Consider the following 15,242-nt stretch of genomic DNA (forward strand, 5'->3'; position numbering starts at 1 on the left):
TCCGGTGGAAGAGGGCCTTCTTTGTTACGGCGCCTGAGAGGGGGATGTTCGGCACCGGTCGAAGGCCGGTGCCGCCCGGATCAATCCTCGTCGTCGTCCTCGTTTTCGTTCTTCTTCGAGCCGCCGAGCTTGGCGAACACGGTCTCCAGATCGAGAGATTCGCGGCCCTTGGGGGCCTCCTCGTGGTCGTCGTGCCCGGTGGTGACGTCCGCCGGCAGCAGGGTCGCGCCACGGTCCTCGATGGCGGTGGCGGGACGGTCCTTGGCGGCGCGCTGGACTTCGAGGTCAAGATCGATCTGGCTGCACAGGCCCAGCGTCACCGGGTCCATGGGCGAGAGCTGGGCCGAGTTCCAGTGGGTCCGCTCCTTGATGGACTGGATGGTGGACTTGGTGGTGCCCACCAGGCGGATGATCTGGGCGTCCTTCAGCTCGGCATGGTTGCGCAGCAGCCAGAGGATGGCGTTGGGCCGGTCGTGGCGGCGCGAGACCGGGGTGTAGCGCGGGCCACGGCGCTTCTTCTGCTCCGGCAGGCGCACCTTGGATTCCAGCAGCTTGAGCCGGCGGTCGGGGTTCTTCTCGGCGACGGTGATCTCGTCGCGGGAGAGCTGGCCGGTGGAGATGGGGTCGAGCCCCTTGATCCCCTGCGCCACCTCGCCGTCGGCGATGCCCTTCACCTCGAGGGGGTGGAGCTTGCAGAAGTCGCCGATCTGCTCGAACGTCAGGGCGGTGTTGTCCACGAGCCAGACGGCGGTGGCCTTGGGCATCAAAGGTATGTTCGACATGGCGGCCTCTTGCGGCTTGTTGGTCGTCGGACGCTTCGGTCCACGGGCTTGTTCGGTCTGTGACGCCAGGGCTTGGGTATGCGCTGGCGTCGGTATCTGGTGGCGTCGGCATATGCGGGTTCGCAAGGCCACCCCTCCCCTGGGGCGGACCGCGGAACTCATCGCTTTATCCGGGATCGGGCCAACATAAGCGCGCCGGGGGCAAGTTGCAATTGCCGTGCGCGGGCGGACCGGAAATCGGGCGGTGCCGCAACGGACGCCCGAAATCGCCGGCGCGCCGTTGCGCTCCCTTGACAGGCGCGCCCCAAGACCGCCAATTCGCCCCATGCCCTCGATCGAGCCTGCCATGGACCCCGCCGCAGCGCCGGATGCCGCCGCAAAGCCGCCGCTCAAGATCCTTCTTGCCGCGCCGCGCGGCTTCTGCGCCGGCGTGGTGCGGGCCATCGACGCCGTGGAGCAGGCGCTGAAGCTCTATGGTGCGCCGGTCTATGTGCGCCACGAGATCGTGCACAACAAATACGTGGTGGAAGACCTGAAGCGGAAGGGCGCCGTCTTCGTGGAGGAGCTGGACGAGGTGCCGGACACCTCCGCGCCGGTGATCTTCTCCGCCCACGGCGTGCCGAAATCGGTGCCGGACGAGGCGACCTCCCGCAAGCTGTTCGCCATCGACGCCACCTGCCCGCTGGTCACCAAGGTGCACCGCGAGGCCCAGGTGCATTTCCGCAAGGGCCGGCACATCCTGCTCATTGGCCATGAGGGCCATCCGGAGGTGGTGGGCACCATCGGCCAGTTGCCGGACGGCGCCTTCACCCTGATCGAGACCGCCGAGGATGCGCGCACCGTGATGCCGCGCGATCCGGACAACCTCGCCTATGTGACGCAGACCACCCTGTCGCTGGACGACACGGCGCAGATGATCGCCATCCTGCGCGAGCGCTTCCCGACCCTGAGCGAGCCGCACAAGGAAGACATCTGCTACGCCACCACCAACCGGCAGGAGGCCGTGAAGGCCATCGCGCCCAAGGTGGATGCGCTGGTGGTGGTGGGTGCGCCCAATTCCTCCAATTCCCAGCGCCTGCGCGAGGCGGCCGAGCGCGCCGGCTGCGCCCGCGCCGTGCTGGTGCAGCGGGCGGTGGACATCGACTGGACGGTGTTTTCCAGCATCGCCAGCCTCGGCGTCACCGCTGGCGCCTCGGCGCCCGAGGTGCTGGTGGAAGAAATCATCGATGCCTTCGCCGAACGCTTCACCGTGACGGTCGAGACCGTGACCTCAACGGAAGAAGACGTGTTCTTCCCCCTGCCGCGCGCCCTGCGGCCGGATGCGGCGGAGTAGATCGTGGCGGTCTATACGGACGTTTCGCCGGCGGAGCTTGAGGCTTTTCTGTCCGGTTACGACATCGGTACACTCACCTCTTTCCACGGCATCGCGGAAGGGGTGGAGAACTCCAACTTCCTGGTCCAGACCACGCGGGGCAGCTACATCCTCACCCTCTATGAGAAGCGGGTGAACCGGGACGACCTGCCCTTCTTCATCGGCCTGATGGAGCATCTGGCGGCGCGCGGCCTCTCCTGCCCGCAGCCGGTGGCGCAGCGCTCGGGGGCGGTGCTTTCGGAGATCGCGGGGCGGCCAGCGGCCATGGTCACCTTCCTGCCGGGCGTCTCGGTGCGCCGGCCCACGGCCGAGCATTGCGCCGAGCTGGGGCGGGGCCTTGCCCAGCTGCATCTGGCCGGCGCGGACTTCGCCCTGGCGCGGGCCAACAACCTCTCCGTCGCCGGCTGGCGGCCCCTGTTGGAGGCGGCGGACGGGCAGGCGGACGGTGTCGCGCCGGGTCTTGCCGGTGCCATCGAAGCGGAGCTGGCGACGCTTGAGGCGAGCTGGCCGCAGGACCTGCCGTCGGGCGTGATCCATGCCGACCTGTTCCCGGACAACGCCTTCTTCCTCGATGAAAAGCTCTCGGGCATCATCGACTTCTACTTCGCCTGCACCGACTTCCTCGCCTATGACGTGGCGGTGTGCCTCAACGCCTGGTGCTTCGAGCAGGACGGCTCCTACAACGTCACCAAGGGGCGGGCGCTCCTGTCGGGCTACGAGGCGGTGCGTCCCCTGTCGGACGCGGAAAAGGCGGCCCTGCCGCGCCTCGCCCGCGGCGCCGCGCTGCGCTTCCTGCTCACCCGCCTCGTGGACTGGCTGAACGTGCCCGAGGGCGCGCTGGTGCGCCCCAAGGATCCGCTGGAATATCTCAGGAAGCTGCGCTTCCACCAGGCGGTGGACAGCGCGCAGGATTACGGTCTGGCGGCATGAAAGAGGTTGCGGTGTTCACGGACGGGGCCTGCTCGGGCAATCCCGGCCCCGGCGGCTGGGGCGCGATCCTGCGCTTCGGCGCCCACGAACGGGAATTGAGCGGCGGCGAGCTTCTCACCACCAACAACCGCATGGAGCTGATGGGCGCCATCTCCGCGCTGGAGGCGCTGAAGGAGCCGTGCGCTGTCGATCTGCACACCGACAGCGCCTATCTGAAGGACGGCGTCACCAAGTGGATGCACGGCTGGAAGCGCAACGGCTGGCGCACCGCCGACAAGAAGCCGGTGAAGAACCAGGACCTGTGGGAGCGCCTGGATGAGGCGCTGAAGCGCCACACCCTGCGCTGGCACTGGGTGAAGGGCCACGCCGGCCACGCCGAGAACGAGCGCGCGGACGAGCTGGCTCGCGCCGGCATGGCGCCGTTCAAGCTCAAGGGCCGGATCAGCGGCTGAGACGCCCGTTCCGGGGCCCAAGCCTCAATGCTTGCCGCCGGCCTCGGCCTTCTTGCGCTGGATGCATTTCGAGATCAGGTCGGAGCGATCCCGGTAGCCGGAGCCCGACGGGTATTCCGCGTGGCACTCCTGCCGGATCTGGTCGCTGGTCTTCGGCTTGCCCTGTGCGATTGCCTCGGGCGTGGCCAGCAGCACCAGTGCCGGCGCCAGCATCCATGCGGATGGTTTCATAAGACAGCCCCTCCCATTTTTCCGGCCTGTGGCCGGTCTGGTCCCGCAGGCGAAATCTACGCCTGCCGGTTGTGGGCGGGGAAGGAGAGATGCGCCGTCCGCAGGCACCTCCCGCATCCTCGCGCGGCACCGGCCCCGCGCCTTGCCACACTCCATTGCCTCTCGGCAGTCCGGCTCGCGGGGAAGTGATGCGCCTGCGGGTAATCCCGGGCGGCGCCGTGCTTTACGCTGGCGCGACCGTTCCGGAGCCGGGACGCGGCGATTTCGCCGCCGTTGCCACCGGCCAGCGTGCGGCCGCAGCGGCGGTGACACGGACGCTGACAATCGTGACCTTTGCCGCGATGAACCGTTTTGCATCGCAGCAGCCTGTGCTATCGGATGCGCCGTCTTCCGGTTTCGGCTCGTCGGTTGCGGGAGGTGCCGAACCTTCTTCACATCTTCGTTGGCGGACGTTCGTCCGTCGAGGAGCCGGATTGCCATGACGCTTGCCTCGACGCTTGCCCCGCGCCTTCTTGCCCCGCGCCTTTGGGTCGTTCTTGTTGCGTTTGCCCTGCCGCTCGCCGCGTGCGGACAGCCTTCCGCCCAGCAGCAGGGCGCCCCGCCCCCGCCCCAGGTGACGGTGGCCACGCCGCAGACCAAGACCGTCACCGACCAGGACGAATATGTGGGCCGCTTCGTCGCCATCGACGAGGTGAATTTGCGCGCCCGGGTGGCCGGCTATCTGGACAAGATCCATTTCACCGACGGCCAGATGGTGAAGGAGGGCGACCTGCTCTTCACCATCGACCAGCGCCCGTACCTGATCGCCCTCGACCAGGCCAAGGCCAACCTCGACCAGGCCAAGGCCAATCTCGACTTCACCAAGGCCGACCTCGACCGCGCCAAGACGCTGCTGGAGGACCGCACCTCCAACGCCATCTCCAAGCAGGCGTTCGACCAGCGCACCCAGGCCGCGCGCGCTGCCGCCGCGACGGTGATGTCGCAGGAGGCGGCCGTCCACTCGGCCCAGCTCGACCTCACCTTCACCGAGGTGCGCGCCCCGGTTTCGGGCCGCATCGGCGATCGGCGCGTGTCGGTGGGCAATTATGTGGCCGCCGGCTCCGGCGCCACGCCCACCCTTTTGGCGGTGATCGTCTCCATCGATCCCATCCGCTTTGAGTTCACCATCGACGAGGCCTCCCTGCTGCGCATCCTGCGCCGCAAGGGCGGGGCCGACGTGTCCGGCGACCCGGTGGCCCTCAAGCTGATCGACGACAAGGATTTCACCCACCCGGGCAAGCTCGACTTCCTGAACAACGTCGTCGACCGGGAGACCGGTACCATCCGTGGCCGCGCCGTGTTCGAGAACAAGAATGGCGTGTTCCGCCCCGGCATGTTCGCCCGCATCCGCCTCGATTCTTCCGCCCCCTACCAGTCGCTGGCAGTGCCGGACGCCGCCATCGGCACCGAGCAGGTGAACAAGTTCGTCTATGTGATCGGGCCGGAGAACAAGGTGCTGCAGAAGGTGGTCACCCTGGGGCCGCTGGTGGGCGACATGCGGGTGATCCGCTCCGGCCTCACGGCGGACGACAAGGTGGTGGTCAACGGCCTGATGCGCGTGCGGCCAGGCGTCACCGTGAACCCGCAGATGGCGGAGGCCAGCCCTCCGCCCGCAGCCGCCCCTGCCGCCTCCACCGCGAAGTGAGGTGAGAAGATGCGCTTCTCACACTTCTTCATCGACCGGCCCATCTTCGCCTCGGTGGTCTCCGCCGTCGTCATGATCCTCGGCGCGGTGACCTACCTGCGCCTGCCCGTGGCCCAGTATCCCGATATCGCCCCGCCGGTGATCACGGTGACCGGGCAATATCCCGGCGCCTCGGCGGAAATCGTCGCCGAGACCGTGGTCGCGCCCATCGAGCAGCAGATCAACGGCGTGGAGCGCATGCTCTACCTGTCGTCCAACTCGACGGCGGACGGCCGCTTCTCCATTTCTGTCACCTTCGACATCGGCACCAACCTCGACATCGCCCAGGTGCAGGTGCAGAACCGCGTCGCCATCGCCCAGCCGCGCCTTCCCAGCGAAGTGCAGCAGGTGGGCGTGGTCACGGCCAAGTCCTCGCCGGACCTGATGCTGGTGGTGAGCCTGTATTCCCCCGACGGCTCGCGTGATCCGCTCTTCATCTCGAACTTCGCCAATATCGAGATCAAGGACGTGCTCTCGCGCATCGATGGCGTGGGCTCCATCACCGTGTTCGGCTCGCGCGAATACGCCATGCAGATCTGGCTTGATCCGGACCGGCTGTCCCAGCTCAACCTCACCACCACCGACGTGGTGGCGGCATTGAAGGCACAGAACGTCCAGGTGGCCTCCGGCGTGCTCAACGCGCCGCCGGTGCCGGAGCAGCGCGCCTTCCAGATCGCGGTGCGCACTCTCGGCCGGCTGACGGATGCGCGGGCCTTCTCCGACATCGTCATCAAGCAGACCGACCAGGCGCTGGTGCGGCTGAAGGACGTGGGCCGGGTGGAGATCGCGGCCCAGGACTATGCCTCGACCTCGTTCCTCGACAAGGACATCTCGATCCAGCTCGGCGTGTTCCAGCGCCCCGGCTCCAACGCGCTGGCCACCGGCAACGCCGTGGTCGCCGAGATGGCGCGCATCGGCAAGACCTTCCCTGTGGGGTTGAATTACGGCATCTATTACAACCCCACCCAGTTCATCCAGCAGTCGGTGGATGCGGTGGTGCACACCATCGGCGAGGCCATCGTGCTGGTGGTGCTGGTGGTGATCCTGTTCCTGCAGACCTGGCGGGCGGCGATCATCCCCATCCTCGCCATCCCGATCTCGCTCATCGGCACCTTCTTCGTCATGGGCCTGTTCGGCTTCTCGCTGAACAACCTGTCCCTGTTCGGCCTGGTGCTGGCCATCGGCATCGTGGTGGATGACGCCATCGTGGTGGTGGAGAACGTGGAGCGCAACATCGAGGCCGGGCTCTCCCCGCGCGATGCCGCCTACAAGACCATGGACGAGGTGGGCGGCGCGCTGGTGGCCATCTCGCTGGTGCTGTCGTCGGTGTTCGTGCCCACTGCCTTCATCACCGGCCTGTCCGGCGAATTCTATCGCCAGTTCGCCCTCACCATCGCCGGCTCCACCCTGATCTCGCTGCTGGTGTCGCTGACCCTGTCGCCCGCCATGTGCGCGCTGCTGCTGAAGCCGCATCGCGCGGCCCATGAGAAGCCGGCCTGGTATGCCCGGCCGGTGGTGGGTTTCTTCGGCCTCTTCAACCGCGCCTTCGAGGGCCTCGGCAACGGCTATGCCTATGTGACGGCGCGCCTCGTGCGCGTGGTGGCGCTGGTGCTGATCGTCTATGTGGGCATCGTCGCCTTCGGCGGCTATCTGTTCACCACCACGCCCCAGGGCTTCATCCCGCAGCAGGACCGCGGCTATCTCATCATCGCCGCTCAGCTGCCGCCCGGCGCCTCCATGCAGCGCACCGAGACGGTGATGAAGCAGGCCGGCGATCTGGTGCTCGGCACGCCGGGCGTCAGCCGCGTCATCAACATCGCCGGCTTCTCGGGGGCCACCTTCACCAACGCGCCCAACGCCGGCGCCATGTTCGTGATCCTGAAGCCCTTCCCCGAGCGCGAGGGCCATCCCGACGAGACCGCCTCTGCGGTGCAGAAGGTGCTGTTCGGGAAGATGGCGGGCATCCAGGAAGCCCAGATGATCGTGGTGCAGCCGCCGCCGGTGCAGGGCATCGGCAATGCCGGCGGCTTCCGCATGATGGTCGAGGACCGCTCCGGCGCGGGCCTCCTCGCCCTGCGCAATGCCACCTACGCCATGATGGGCGCCGCCGCGCAGACGCCGGGGCTGATGCAGGTCTATTCGCTGTTCGAGACCTCCACGCCCCAGCTGTTCCTCGACATCGACCGGCAGAAGGCGCAGCTGCTGAAGGTCAACATCGCCGACCTGTTCGCGGCGCTGCAGACCTATATCGGCTCGTCCTACGTCAACGATTTCAACCTGTTCGGCCGCACCTTCCGGGTGCAGGCCCAGGCCGACGCGCCGTTCCGCCTCGATCCCAAGGACGTGCTCTCGATCCGGGTGCGCGCCGCGGGCGGGGAGACGGTGCCGCTGGGCTCCTTCACCACCGTGCGCGACATTTCCGGTCCCTACCGGGTGCCGCGCTACAATCTCTATCCCGCCGCCGAATTGGATGGCTCGCCGGCCCCCGGCTATTCGCAGGGCCAGGCCATCCAGATCATGCAGGAGCTGGCGGCGAAGGTGCTGCCGCAGGGCTTCTCCTATGAATGGACGGCGCTGGCCTACCAGCAGCAGAAGGCCGGCAACACCGCCATCTTCGCCTTCGCGCTGGGCGTGGTGTTCGTGTTCCTGGTGCTGGCGGCCCAGTATGAGAGCCTGACCCTGCCTCTGGCGGTCATCCTCATCGTGCCCATGTGCCTGGTGGCCGCGCTCATCGGCGTGATCCTGAGGGGACAGGACAACAACATCCTGACCCAGGTGGGCTTCATCGTGCTCATCGGCCTTGCCGCCAAGAACGCCATCCTCATCGTCGAGTTCGCCAAGCAGCTGGAAGACCAGGGCCATGGCCGGCGCGAGGCGGCGGTGGAGGCCTCGCGCCTGCGGCTTCGGCCCATCGTGATGACCTCGCTCGCCTTCATCCTCGGCGTGGTGCCGCTGGTGTGGGCGACCGGCGCGGGCGCCGAGCTCAGGCAGGCGCTGGGCACGGCGGTGTTCTCCGGCATGATCGGGGTGACGCTGTTCGGCCTGATCTTCACGCCCACCTTCTACGTCTTCGCCCGCTGGCTCGCCGGCCTCGGCGCCCGCCGCGAGGCCAAGGCCGAGCCGCCGCACCACCCGGCCCCGGCCGAGTAGAACACCCACGGCTCATACGCAGCCGCGCGCCATGCAGCGCGCGGCTGCGTTTGCCTCGTGTGGGCCGTGAGGGCCGACGCGGCGCCATTGGTCGCGGCGGCGGCGGGCAGAGGGCGGTGCGGCCATGTGGCGCCGGCCACCTGGGCCGTTTTGACCCGCCGCATTTTACTTGCCGCACCGGGCCCGGGCTCCTATGTGCAGGGCGTGTCCCGTGGCCCTTCCTTCCCCGGCGTGCCGGATCGGCAGCCTGTCTTCAACGTGCCCGGCGCGGTCGCCGCGCTGGCGCTGGTGCTGGTGCTCATCCACGCGCTGCGCGCCATCGTGCTGTCGGACGACGCGGACCTCGAGGTCCTGACCTATTTCGCCTTCGTCCCGGCCCGCTATGGCCTGCCCGACACCCTGTTCTACCTGCCGGGCGGCTTCGGGCCGAAGCTTTGGACCCCGGTGAGCTACGCCTTCCTGCATGCCAACTGGATGCACGTCATCGTCAATCTGGTCTGGCTCCTGGCCTTCGGCACGCCGGTGGCGCGGCGCTTCGGCTCGGCGCGGTTCGTGGCCTTCTTCGCGGTGACGGCGGCGGGCGGCGCGCTGGCGCATTACCTGAGCTATCCCGATGCCCTGGTGCCGCTCATCGGCGCCTCGGCCTCGGTGTCCGGCACCATGGCGGCGGCGGTGCGCTTCGCCTTCGCCCCCGGCGCGGCCCTGTCGGGACGGCGCGCCATCTTCGCCGACCATCAGCCGGCGGGTTCTCTCCTGGAGAATTTCACCGATCGCCGGGTGCTGGTGTTCGTGGGGGCCTTCTTCGCCCTCAACCTGCTGTTCGCGGTCGGGGTGTCCCTGCCGGGGGCGGATGGGGCGCAGATCGCCTGGCAGGCCCATGTGGGCGGCTTCGTCGCCGGGCTGCTGCTGTTCCCGCTGTTCGATCCGGTCGGGAAGCGCCAGCCGGCCTGACCACCGCCGCACTGCGGCATGGGCGGGGCTTCATCTTCCGCGATCCGTGCCTCCGACTTTAGTGTGCGCTTGCGTCGCAGCGCATTGCGAGGGATCATAACTCTTCCAAACCATGCGCCAGAGAAGACCGGCCAACGGCGGAGCCGGTCCCTGGAATGACGAGAAGGGAGCCAACGCCTATGACCGTGAGCGTCATCCTCAGCCGCAAGGGCAACGACATCTGCACCATCGGGCCGGACGCGACCGTGGGCGATGCCGTGGCGCGCCTTGCCGGGCGCCGCATCGGCGCCATCGTCGTGGTTGACGACGCCATGAGCGTGGAAGGCATCATCTCCGAGCGCGACGTGGTGCGCCTGATCGGCGAACAGGGGGTCGGCGTGCTCGCCGAGCCGCTGTCCAGCGTGATGACGCGCGCGGTGGTGACCTGCACGCCCGACGAGACCGTTCCGGTGATCATGGAGCGCATGACGCGCGGCCGCTTCCGCCATGTGCCCGTGGTGTCGGGCGACAAGCTGGTGGGCATCATCTCCATCGGCGACGTGGTGAAGTTCCGCGTGGAGGAGATGGAGCGCGAGAGCGCCCAGCTGCGCGACTACATCATGTCGGCCTGAACAGGCCGGCTGAAACCAGACAAGCCCGAAACGAAACCGGCCGGCGTGAGCCGGCCGGGATGCATGCCGTGGGACGCCCCGCCGCGTATGGCTCGTGCGCGTATGGCCTGGGCGCTCAGGCGCCCGGCTGGCGCACCACGCGCAGATAGGGCTTCACGGTCTTCCAGCCTTCAGGGAACTTCTCCTTCGCCGCCTCGTCGGTGATGGAGGGGACGATGATCACGTCCTCGCCGTGCTTCCAGTTCACCGGGGTCGCGACCGAGTGCTTGGCGGTGAGCTGGAGGCTGTCCACCACCCGCAGGATCTCGTCGAAGTTGCGGCCCGTGGAGGCCGGATAGGTCAGGGACAGCTTCAGCTTCTTGTCCGGCCCGATGATGAACACCGAGCGCACGGTGGCGGTGTCGCTCGCGTTGGGGTGGATCAGGTCGTAGAGGTCGGAGACCTTCTTGTCCGAGTCGGCGATCAGCGGGAAGTTGAGGCTGGCGCCGGTGGCGTCCTTGATGTCGCCCACCCAGGCCGGGTGGTTCTCGATGGTGTCCACCGACAGGCCGATCACCTTTACGCCGCGCTTGTCGAACTCACCCTTCAGGTGCGCCACCTGTCCCAGCTCCGTGGTGCACACCGGGGTGAAGTTCTTGGGGTGGGAGAACAGGATGCCCCAGCTGTCGCCGAGCCACTCGTGAAACTTGATGGGGCCTTCGGTGGTCACGGCCTCGAAATCGGGAACCACGTCGCCAAGTCGCAGGGTCGCCATGTTCTTCTCCAATATCACATATAAAACGCGTTGATAATGAAATTATACCACATCATTGATGCATTTAAAGGTGAATCACACGCGGCCATCCGCTGCCGCGGCTCGGCGAACCGCAGCGGGGGAGCGGACGGTAGGGGTGTGAAGTCAGAGCCTGGTTGGAAAATTCGCTCGGGTGAGCGCCGGAAGCCCCACAGGGGCTTTATCACCGTCATGGCCGGGCTTGACCCGGCCATCCACGCGGCGACGCTGGGACAGGCTTTCGTAGGTCGTCGCAAGCGGCGCGGCGTGGATACCCGGAACTCGGGTGCTCCCGAGTTCCGACTCACGAGAGCCGAAGTCGGCAACAGCCGACTTCGGGGACAAGCCCGGGCATGACGGGGTGATTGCGGCTAGGTCCTTTTGAATTTCCAAACAGGCTGTCAGACCAAAGCGTGGCGGGCGACCTGCTCGCCTACCTCGAACACCCTTTTGTAGCGCTCGATCTCCTCCGCCGGCCCCATGGCCTTGGTGGGGTTGTCGGAGAGCTTCACCGCCGGGCGGCCATTGGCCGAGATGACCTTGCAGACGATGGAGATGGGGTCGAGCGCCCCATTGGGGGCGAGGCCCCGGAAATCGTTGGTGAGCAGTGTGCCCCAGCCGAAGCCGAGCCGCATGCGCCCCAGGAAGGTGCGGTGGATGCGCGCCACCTCCTCGGCATCGAGGGCATCGGAGAAGATGGCGAGCTTGTCGCGCGGGTCCTGGCCCCGCGCCCGCCACCAGGCGAGGGCCTCCTCACCGCCCTCCACGGGGTCCTTGCTGTCGATGCGGATGCCGGTCCAGTGCGCCACCCAGTCGGGCGCGCGCTTCAGGAAGCCGCTGGTGCCGTAGGTGTCGGGCAGGATGACGCGCAGGTTGCCGTCATAATCCTCCTGCCAGTCGGCCAGCACCTGGTAGGGCGCCCAGGCCAGTTCCTCGTCGTTGCGGGCCAGCGCCGCATAGACCATGGGCAGCTCGTGGGCGTTGGTGCCGGTGGCCTCCACCTCGCGCCGCATGGCGATGAGGCAGTTGGAGGTGCCGAGGAAGCCCTCGCCCAGCCCCTCGATGAGGGACTGCACGCACCAGTCCTGCCACAGGAAGCCGTGGCGGCGGCGGGTGCCGAAATCGGCGATGTTGACGGGGGCGATGGTCTTCAGGAACTGCACCTTCTCCCACACCCGCGCCATGGCCCGGGCATAGAGGATCTGCAGCTCGAACTTGCCCATGCCCTTCAGCACCGCGCGCGAGCGCAGCTCGTTGATGATGGCAAGCGCCGGGATCTCCCACATGGTGGTTTCGACCCACGGCCCCTCGAAGGTCAGCTCATACTGCCCGTCGCGCTTTTCCAGGTGATAGGCGGGGAAGCGGAAGCCCTCCAGCCAGGCCACATAGTCCGGCGAGAACATCTGCCGCTTGCCGTAGAACATGTTGCCGCGCAGCCACGTGCTCTCGCCCCGGGTGAGCTTGAGAGAGCGCACATGGTCGAGCTGCTCGCGCAGGGCGCCCACATCGATGATCTCGGCCAGCCTGATGTGGGTGGAGCGGTTGTGGATGCCGAAGGTGACGCGCGTCGCCCGGTGGCGGTTGAAGATCGTCTGCCCCATCAGCAGCTTGTAGAAGTCCGTGTCGAGCACGGAGCGCACGATGGGGTCGATCTTCCAGGTGTGGTTGTAGACGCGCGTGGCGATGTCGGTCATTGGCGTCTTGCGGGTGTTGGAAGGGGCGGCGCCCGGTCAGGCGCGCGTCCGCAGGGCAGGCGCACCACCTATAGCATGTCGGCGCTGAATGCGATCCGTTCGCAGCAAATTCCCCTCGGCGTCGGGGCTCAGCGGCAGCCCTTGCGGGCTTCCCACATCTTCACCTCGTCCACGAAGCGCTGCTGGGACGGGGTGAGCTGGCCGTAGGGCGGGAAGCACCGCTCGCCGAAGGTGGCGATGGCGTCCGCGGTCTTGAAGCAGTAGCCGCGCTCCGCATAGACGGCATTGCGCTGGACCCACAGCGCCCGGCACGACAACTCGCTCAGCGCCTGGGCCTGCGCCGCCGGGGCGAGGGCCAGAAGTGCGCCCGCCACGGCGCAAAGCAGCGTGCCTGTCTTCCGCATTCCTGCCTCCCTTTTCCGCCCGTTTCCCAAGGGTAGCACCGGGCCCGAACCGCGAGAATGAAGGCGTTGCGCATGATTGTTTCTCTCAGGGCATCAATGTCATTCCGTTTCTTCCCATAGAAGCGAAGACGGCCGGGGCGTATTCAGAATGCAAGTCAAAAAGACCAATAGGAGGAAATGCCATGGCCCGCATGCGTGCTGTCGATGCCGCCGTCCGTGTCCTTGAGAAGGAAGGCATCCGTTGCGCCTTTGGCGTTCCGGGCGCGGCCATCAACCCGCTTTATTCCGCCATGAAGGCGCGGGGCTCCATCCGCCACGTGCTGGCGCGCCATGTGGAAGGCGCCTCCCACATGGCCGAGGGCTACACCCGCGCGGTGGCCGGCAATCTCGGCGTGTGCATCGGCACCTCCGGCCCTGCCGGCACCGACATGATCACCGGCCTCTATTCCGCCTCGGCGGATTCCATCCCGATCCTGTGCATCACCGGCCAGGCCCCCCGCGCCCGCCTCTACAAGGAAGACTTCCAGGCGGTGGACATCGAATCCATCGCCAAGCCGGTCACCAAGTGGGCCGTCACCGTGCGCGAGCCGGCGCTGGTGCCCATGGTGTTCCAGCAGGCGTTCCACGTCATGCGCTCGGGCCGTCCCGGCCCGGTGCTCATCGACCTGCCCATCGACGTGCAGCTCGCCGAGATCGAGTTCGACGAGGAGACCTACGCCAGCCTGCCGGTCTACAAGCCGGCGGCGACCCCGGCGCAGATCGACAAGGCCATGGAGATGATCCTCGGCGCCAAGCGCCCGCTCATCGTCTCCGGCGGCGGCGTCATCAATGCGGATGCCTCCGACCTGCTGGTGGAATTCGCCGAGCTGACCGGCATCCCGGTCATCCCCACCCTCATGGGCTGGGGCACCATCCCCGACGACCATCCGTTGATGGCCGGCATGTGCGGCCTGCAGACCTCGCACCGCTACGGCAATGCCAACATGCTGGCGTCCGACTTCGTGGTCGGCATCGGCAACCGCTGGGCCAACCGCCATACCGGCTCGGTGGAGGTCTACACCCAGGGGCGCAAGTTCATCCATGTGGACATCGAGCCGACCCAGATCGGCCGCGTGTTCGGGCCGGATTTCGGCATCGTCTCCGATGCGAAGGCGGCGCTGGAACTGTTCGTTGTGGCCGCCCGGGCGCTGAAGGCCGCGGGCAAGCTGCCGGACTGGTCGGCGTGGGCCAACGAATGCCTCGAGCGCAAGCAGACCATGCTGCGCAAGTCCCACTTCGACGTGGTGCCGCTGAAGCCGCAGCGGGTCTACGAGGAGATGAACGAGGCCCTCGGCCGCGACGTCACCTACGTCTCCACCATCGGCCTGTCGCAGATCGCCGGCGCGCAGTTCCTGCACGTCTACAATCCGCGCCACTGGATCAATTGCGGCCAGGCCGGCCCGCTGGGCTGGACCCTGCCGGCGGCCCTCGGCGTGCGCGCCGCGCGGCCCGATGCCAAGATCGTGGCGCTCTCGGGCGACTACGACTTCCAGTTCATGGTGGAAGAGCTGGCGGTGGGCGCCCAGCACAAGCTGCCCTACCTGCACGTGGTGGTGAACAACTCCTACCTCGGCCTCATCCGGCAGGCGCAGCGCGGCTTCAACATGGACTTCGAGGTGAGCCTCGCCTTCGACAACATCAATTCGGAGGAGGCCGGCGCCTACGGCGTGGACCACGTGGCGGTGGCCGAGGGCCTGGGCTGCAAGGCCATCCGCGTGCGCACCCCCAACGAGTTCAAGGACGCCTTCGCCAACGCCCAGAAGCTCATGGACGAGCACCAGGTGCCGGTGGTGATCGAGTTCATCCTGGAGCGCGTCACCAACATCGCCATGGGGCTGGAGATCAACGCGGTCAACGAGTTCGAGGAAATCCTCGACGTGCCGCTGGATCAGGTCCGCGCCCTCGAGCCGGCGGAGTAAGCCCCGCACGCTCCGTTCCCGGCATCTGCGGCATCCCCCGGTTCCTCCGGGGGGTGCCCTTTGCCGCCCTTCGCCCCTTCCATAAAGCCGTGGATGCCCCGCAAGGCCGGGGCATGGCGGCGTGACAAGAGCGTTTTCAAGCGAAGTGGATACCGGTTCGCGTGAAGAAAACGCGTTAACGCATAACTCTAGAGCGATTTCTGCGAGCCAAG

General features: G+C 67.3%; 13 protein-coding genes. 8 read left to right on the forward strand and 5 right to left on the reverse strand.

What is annotated here, in order from left to right:
* Nucleotides 1-80: 80 nt before the first annotated feature.
* On the reverse strand, nt 81-782 hold the full coding sequence (locus tag FZ033_RS10615) for a DUF1013 domain-containing protein (RefSeq protein WP_149576090.1): 702 nt from the start codon (nt 780-782) through the stop codon (nt 81-83).
* Between the two features lie 346 nt (nt 783-1,128).
* Here FZ033_RS10615 and ispH point away from each other — a divergent pair, with 346 nt between their 5' ends.
* The 3 genes from ispH to rnhA are packed head-to-tail and all read left to right on the forward strand — an operon-like array spanning nt 1,129 to nt 3,536.
* Nucleotides 1,129-2,115 (forward strand): 4-hydroxy-3-methylbut-2-enyl diphosphate reductase, encoded by a 987-nt coding sequence (gene ispH, locus FZ033_RS10620; RefSeq protein WP_149576091.1) that lies wholly within the window; start codon nt 1,129-1,131, stop codon nt 2,113-2,115.
* A 3-nt stretch (nt 2,116-2,118) separates the two neighbouring features.
* Complete coding sequence (locus tag FZ033_RS10625) at nt 2,119-3,084, forward strand: homoserine kinase (protein ID WP_149576092.1); 966 nt, start codon at nt 2,119-2,121, stop codon at nt 3,082-3,084.
* A complete protein-coding gene (gene rnhA / locus FZ033_RS10630) occupies nt 3,081-3,536 on the forward strand; it encodes a ribonuclease HI (protein ID WP_149576093.1) in 456 nt (151 codons plus the stop codon). The genes FZ033_RS10625 and rnhA overlap by 4 nt, the downstream gene beginning before the upstream one ends.
* Before the next feature lie 24 nt (nt 3,537-3,560).
* Here the strand turns inward: rnhA and FZ033_RS10635 are convergent, their stop codons facing one another.
* Nucleotides 3,561-3,767 (reverse strand): hypothetical protein, encoded by a 207-nt coding sequence (locus FZ033_RS10635; protein ID WP_149576094.1) that lies wholly within the window; start codon nt 3,765-3,767, stop codon nt 3,561-3,563.
* A gap of 478 nt (nt 3,768-4,245) precedes the next feature.
* Here FZ033_RS10635 and FZ033_RS10640 point away from each other — a divergent pair, with 478 nt between their 5' ends.
* The 4 genes from FZ033_RS10640 (at nt 4,246) to FZ033_RS10655 (ending at nt 10,202) form a co-directional block, all read left to right on the forward strand.
* Entirely contained in the window at nt 4,246-5,451 is a 1,206-nt protein-coding gene (locus FZ033_RS10640; protein WP_149576095.1) for an efflux RND transporter periplasmic adaptor subunit, read from the forward strand.
* A gap of 9 nt (nt 5,452-5,460) precedes the next feature.
* Complete coding sequence (locus tag FZ033_RS10645; RefSeq protein ID WP_149576096.1) at nt 5,461-8,640, forward strand: efflux RND transporter permease subunit; 3,180 nt, start codon at nt 5,461-5,463, stop codon at nt 8,638-8,640.
* 204 nt (nt 8,641-8,844) lie between these two features.
* Nucleotides 8,845-9,591, forward strand: coding sequence for a rhomboid family intramembrane serine protease (locus tag FZ033_RS10650; protein ID WP_232847427.1), 747 nt, complete (start codon nt 8,845-8,847; stop codon nt 9,589-9,591).
* A gap of 179 nt (nt 9,592-9,770) precedes the next feature.
* Complete coding sequence (locus tag FZ033_RS10655; RefSeq protein WP_149576097.1) at nt 9,771-10,202, forward strand: CBS domain-containing protein; 432 nt, start codon at nt 9,771-9,773, stop codon at nt 10,200-10,202.
* Nucleotides 10,203-10,317: 115 nt separating this feature from the next.
* On the opposite strand, the gene FZ033_RS10660 is transcribed toward FZ033_RS10655, so the two are convergent.
* The 3 genes from FZ033_RS10660 to FZ033_RS10670 all read right to left on the reverse strand — a co-directional run bounded on the left by FZ033_RS10660 (nt 10,318) and on the right by FZ033_RS10670 (nt 13,072).
* Entirely contained in the window at nt 10,318-10,956 is a 639-nt protein-coding gene (locus FZ033_RS10660; protein ID WP_149576098.1) for a peroxiredoxin, read from the reverse strand.
* Between the two features lie 419 nt (nt 10,957-11,375).
* Nucleotides 11,376-12,668, reverse strand: a complete 1,293-nt coding sequence (gene pncB, locus FZ033_RS10665) for a nicotinate phosphoribosyltransferase (RefSeq protein ID WP_149576099.1) — start codon at nt 12,666-12,668, stop codon at nt 11,376-11,378.
* Between the two features lie 128 nt (nt 12,669-12,796).
* Nucleotides 12,797-13,072 (reverse strand): YARHG domain-containing protein, encoded by a 276-nt coding sequence (locus FZ033_RS10670; RefSeq protein WP_149576100.1) that lies wholly within the window; start codon nt 13,070-13,072, stop codon nt 12,797-12,799.
* A 182-nt stretch (nt 13,073-13,254) separates the two neighbouring features.
* On the opposite strand from FZ033_RS10670, the gene gcl reads away from it, so the two are divergent.
* Nucleotides 13,255-15,030: a glyoxylate carboligase gene (gene gcl / locus FZ033_RS10675; protein WP_149576101.1), complete on the forward strand. Its 1,776-nt coding sequence runs from the start codon at nt 13,255-13,257 to the stop codon at nt 15,028-15,030.
* Nucleotides 15,031-15,242: the final 212 nt, after the last annotated feature.

The organism is Xanthobacter oligotrophicus (assembly GCF_008364685.1).
GTDB lineage: Bacteria > Pseudomonadota > Alphaproteobacteria > Rhizobiales > Xanthobacteraceae > Xanthobacter > Xanthobacter oligotrophicus.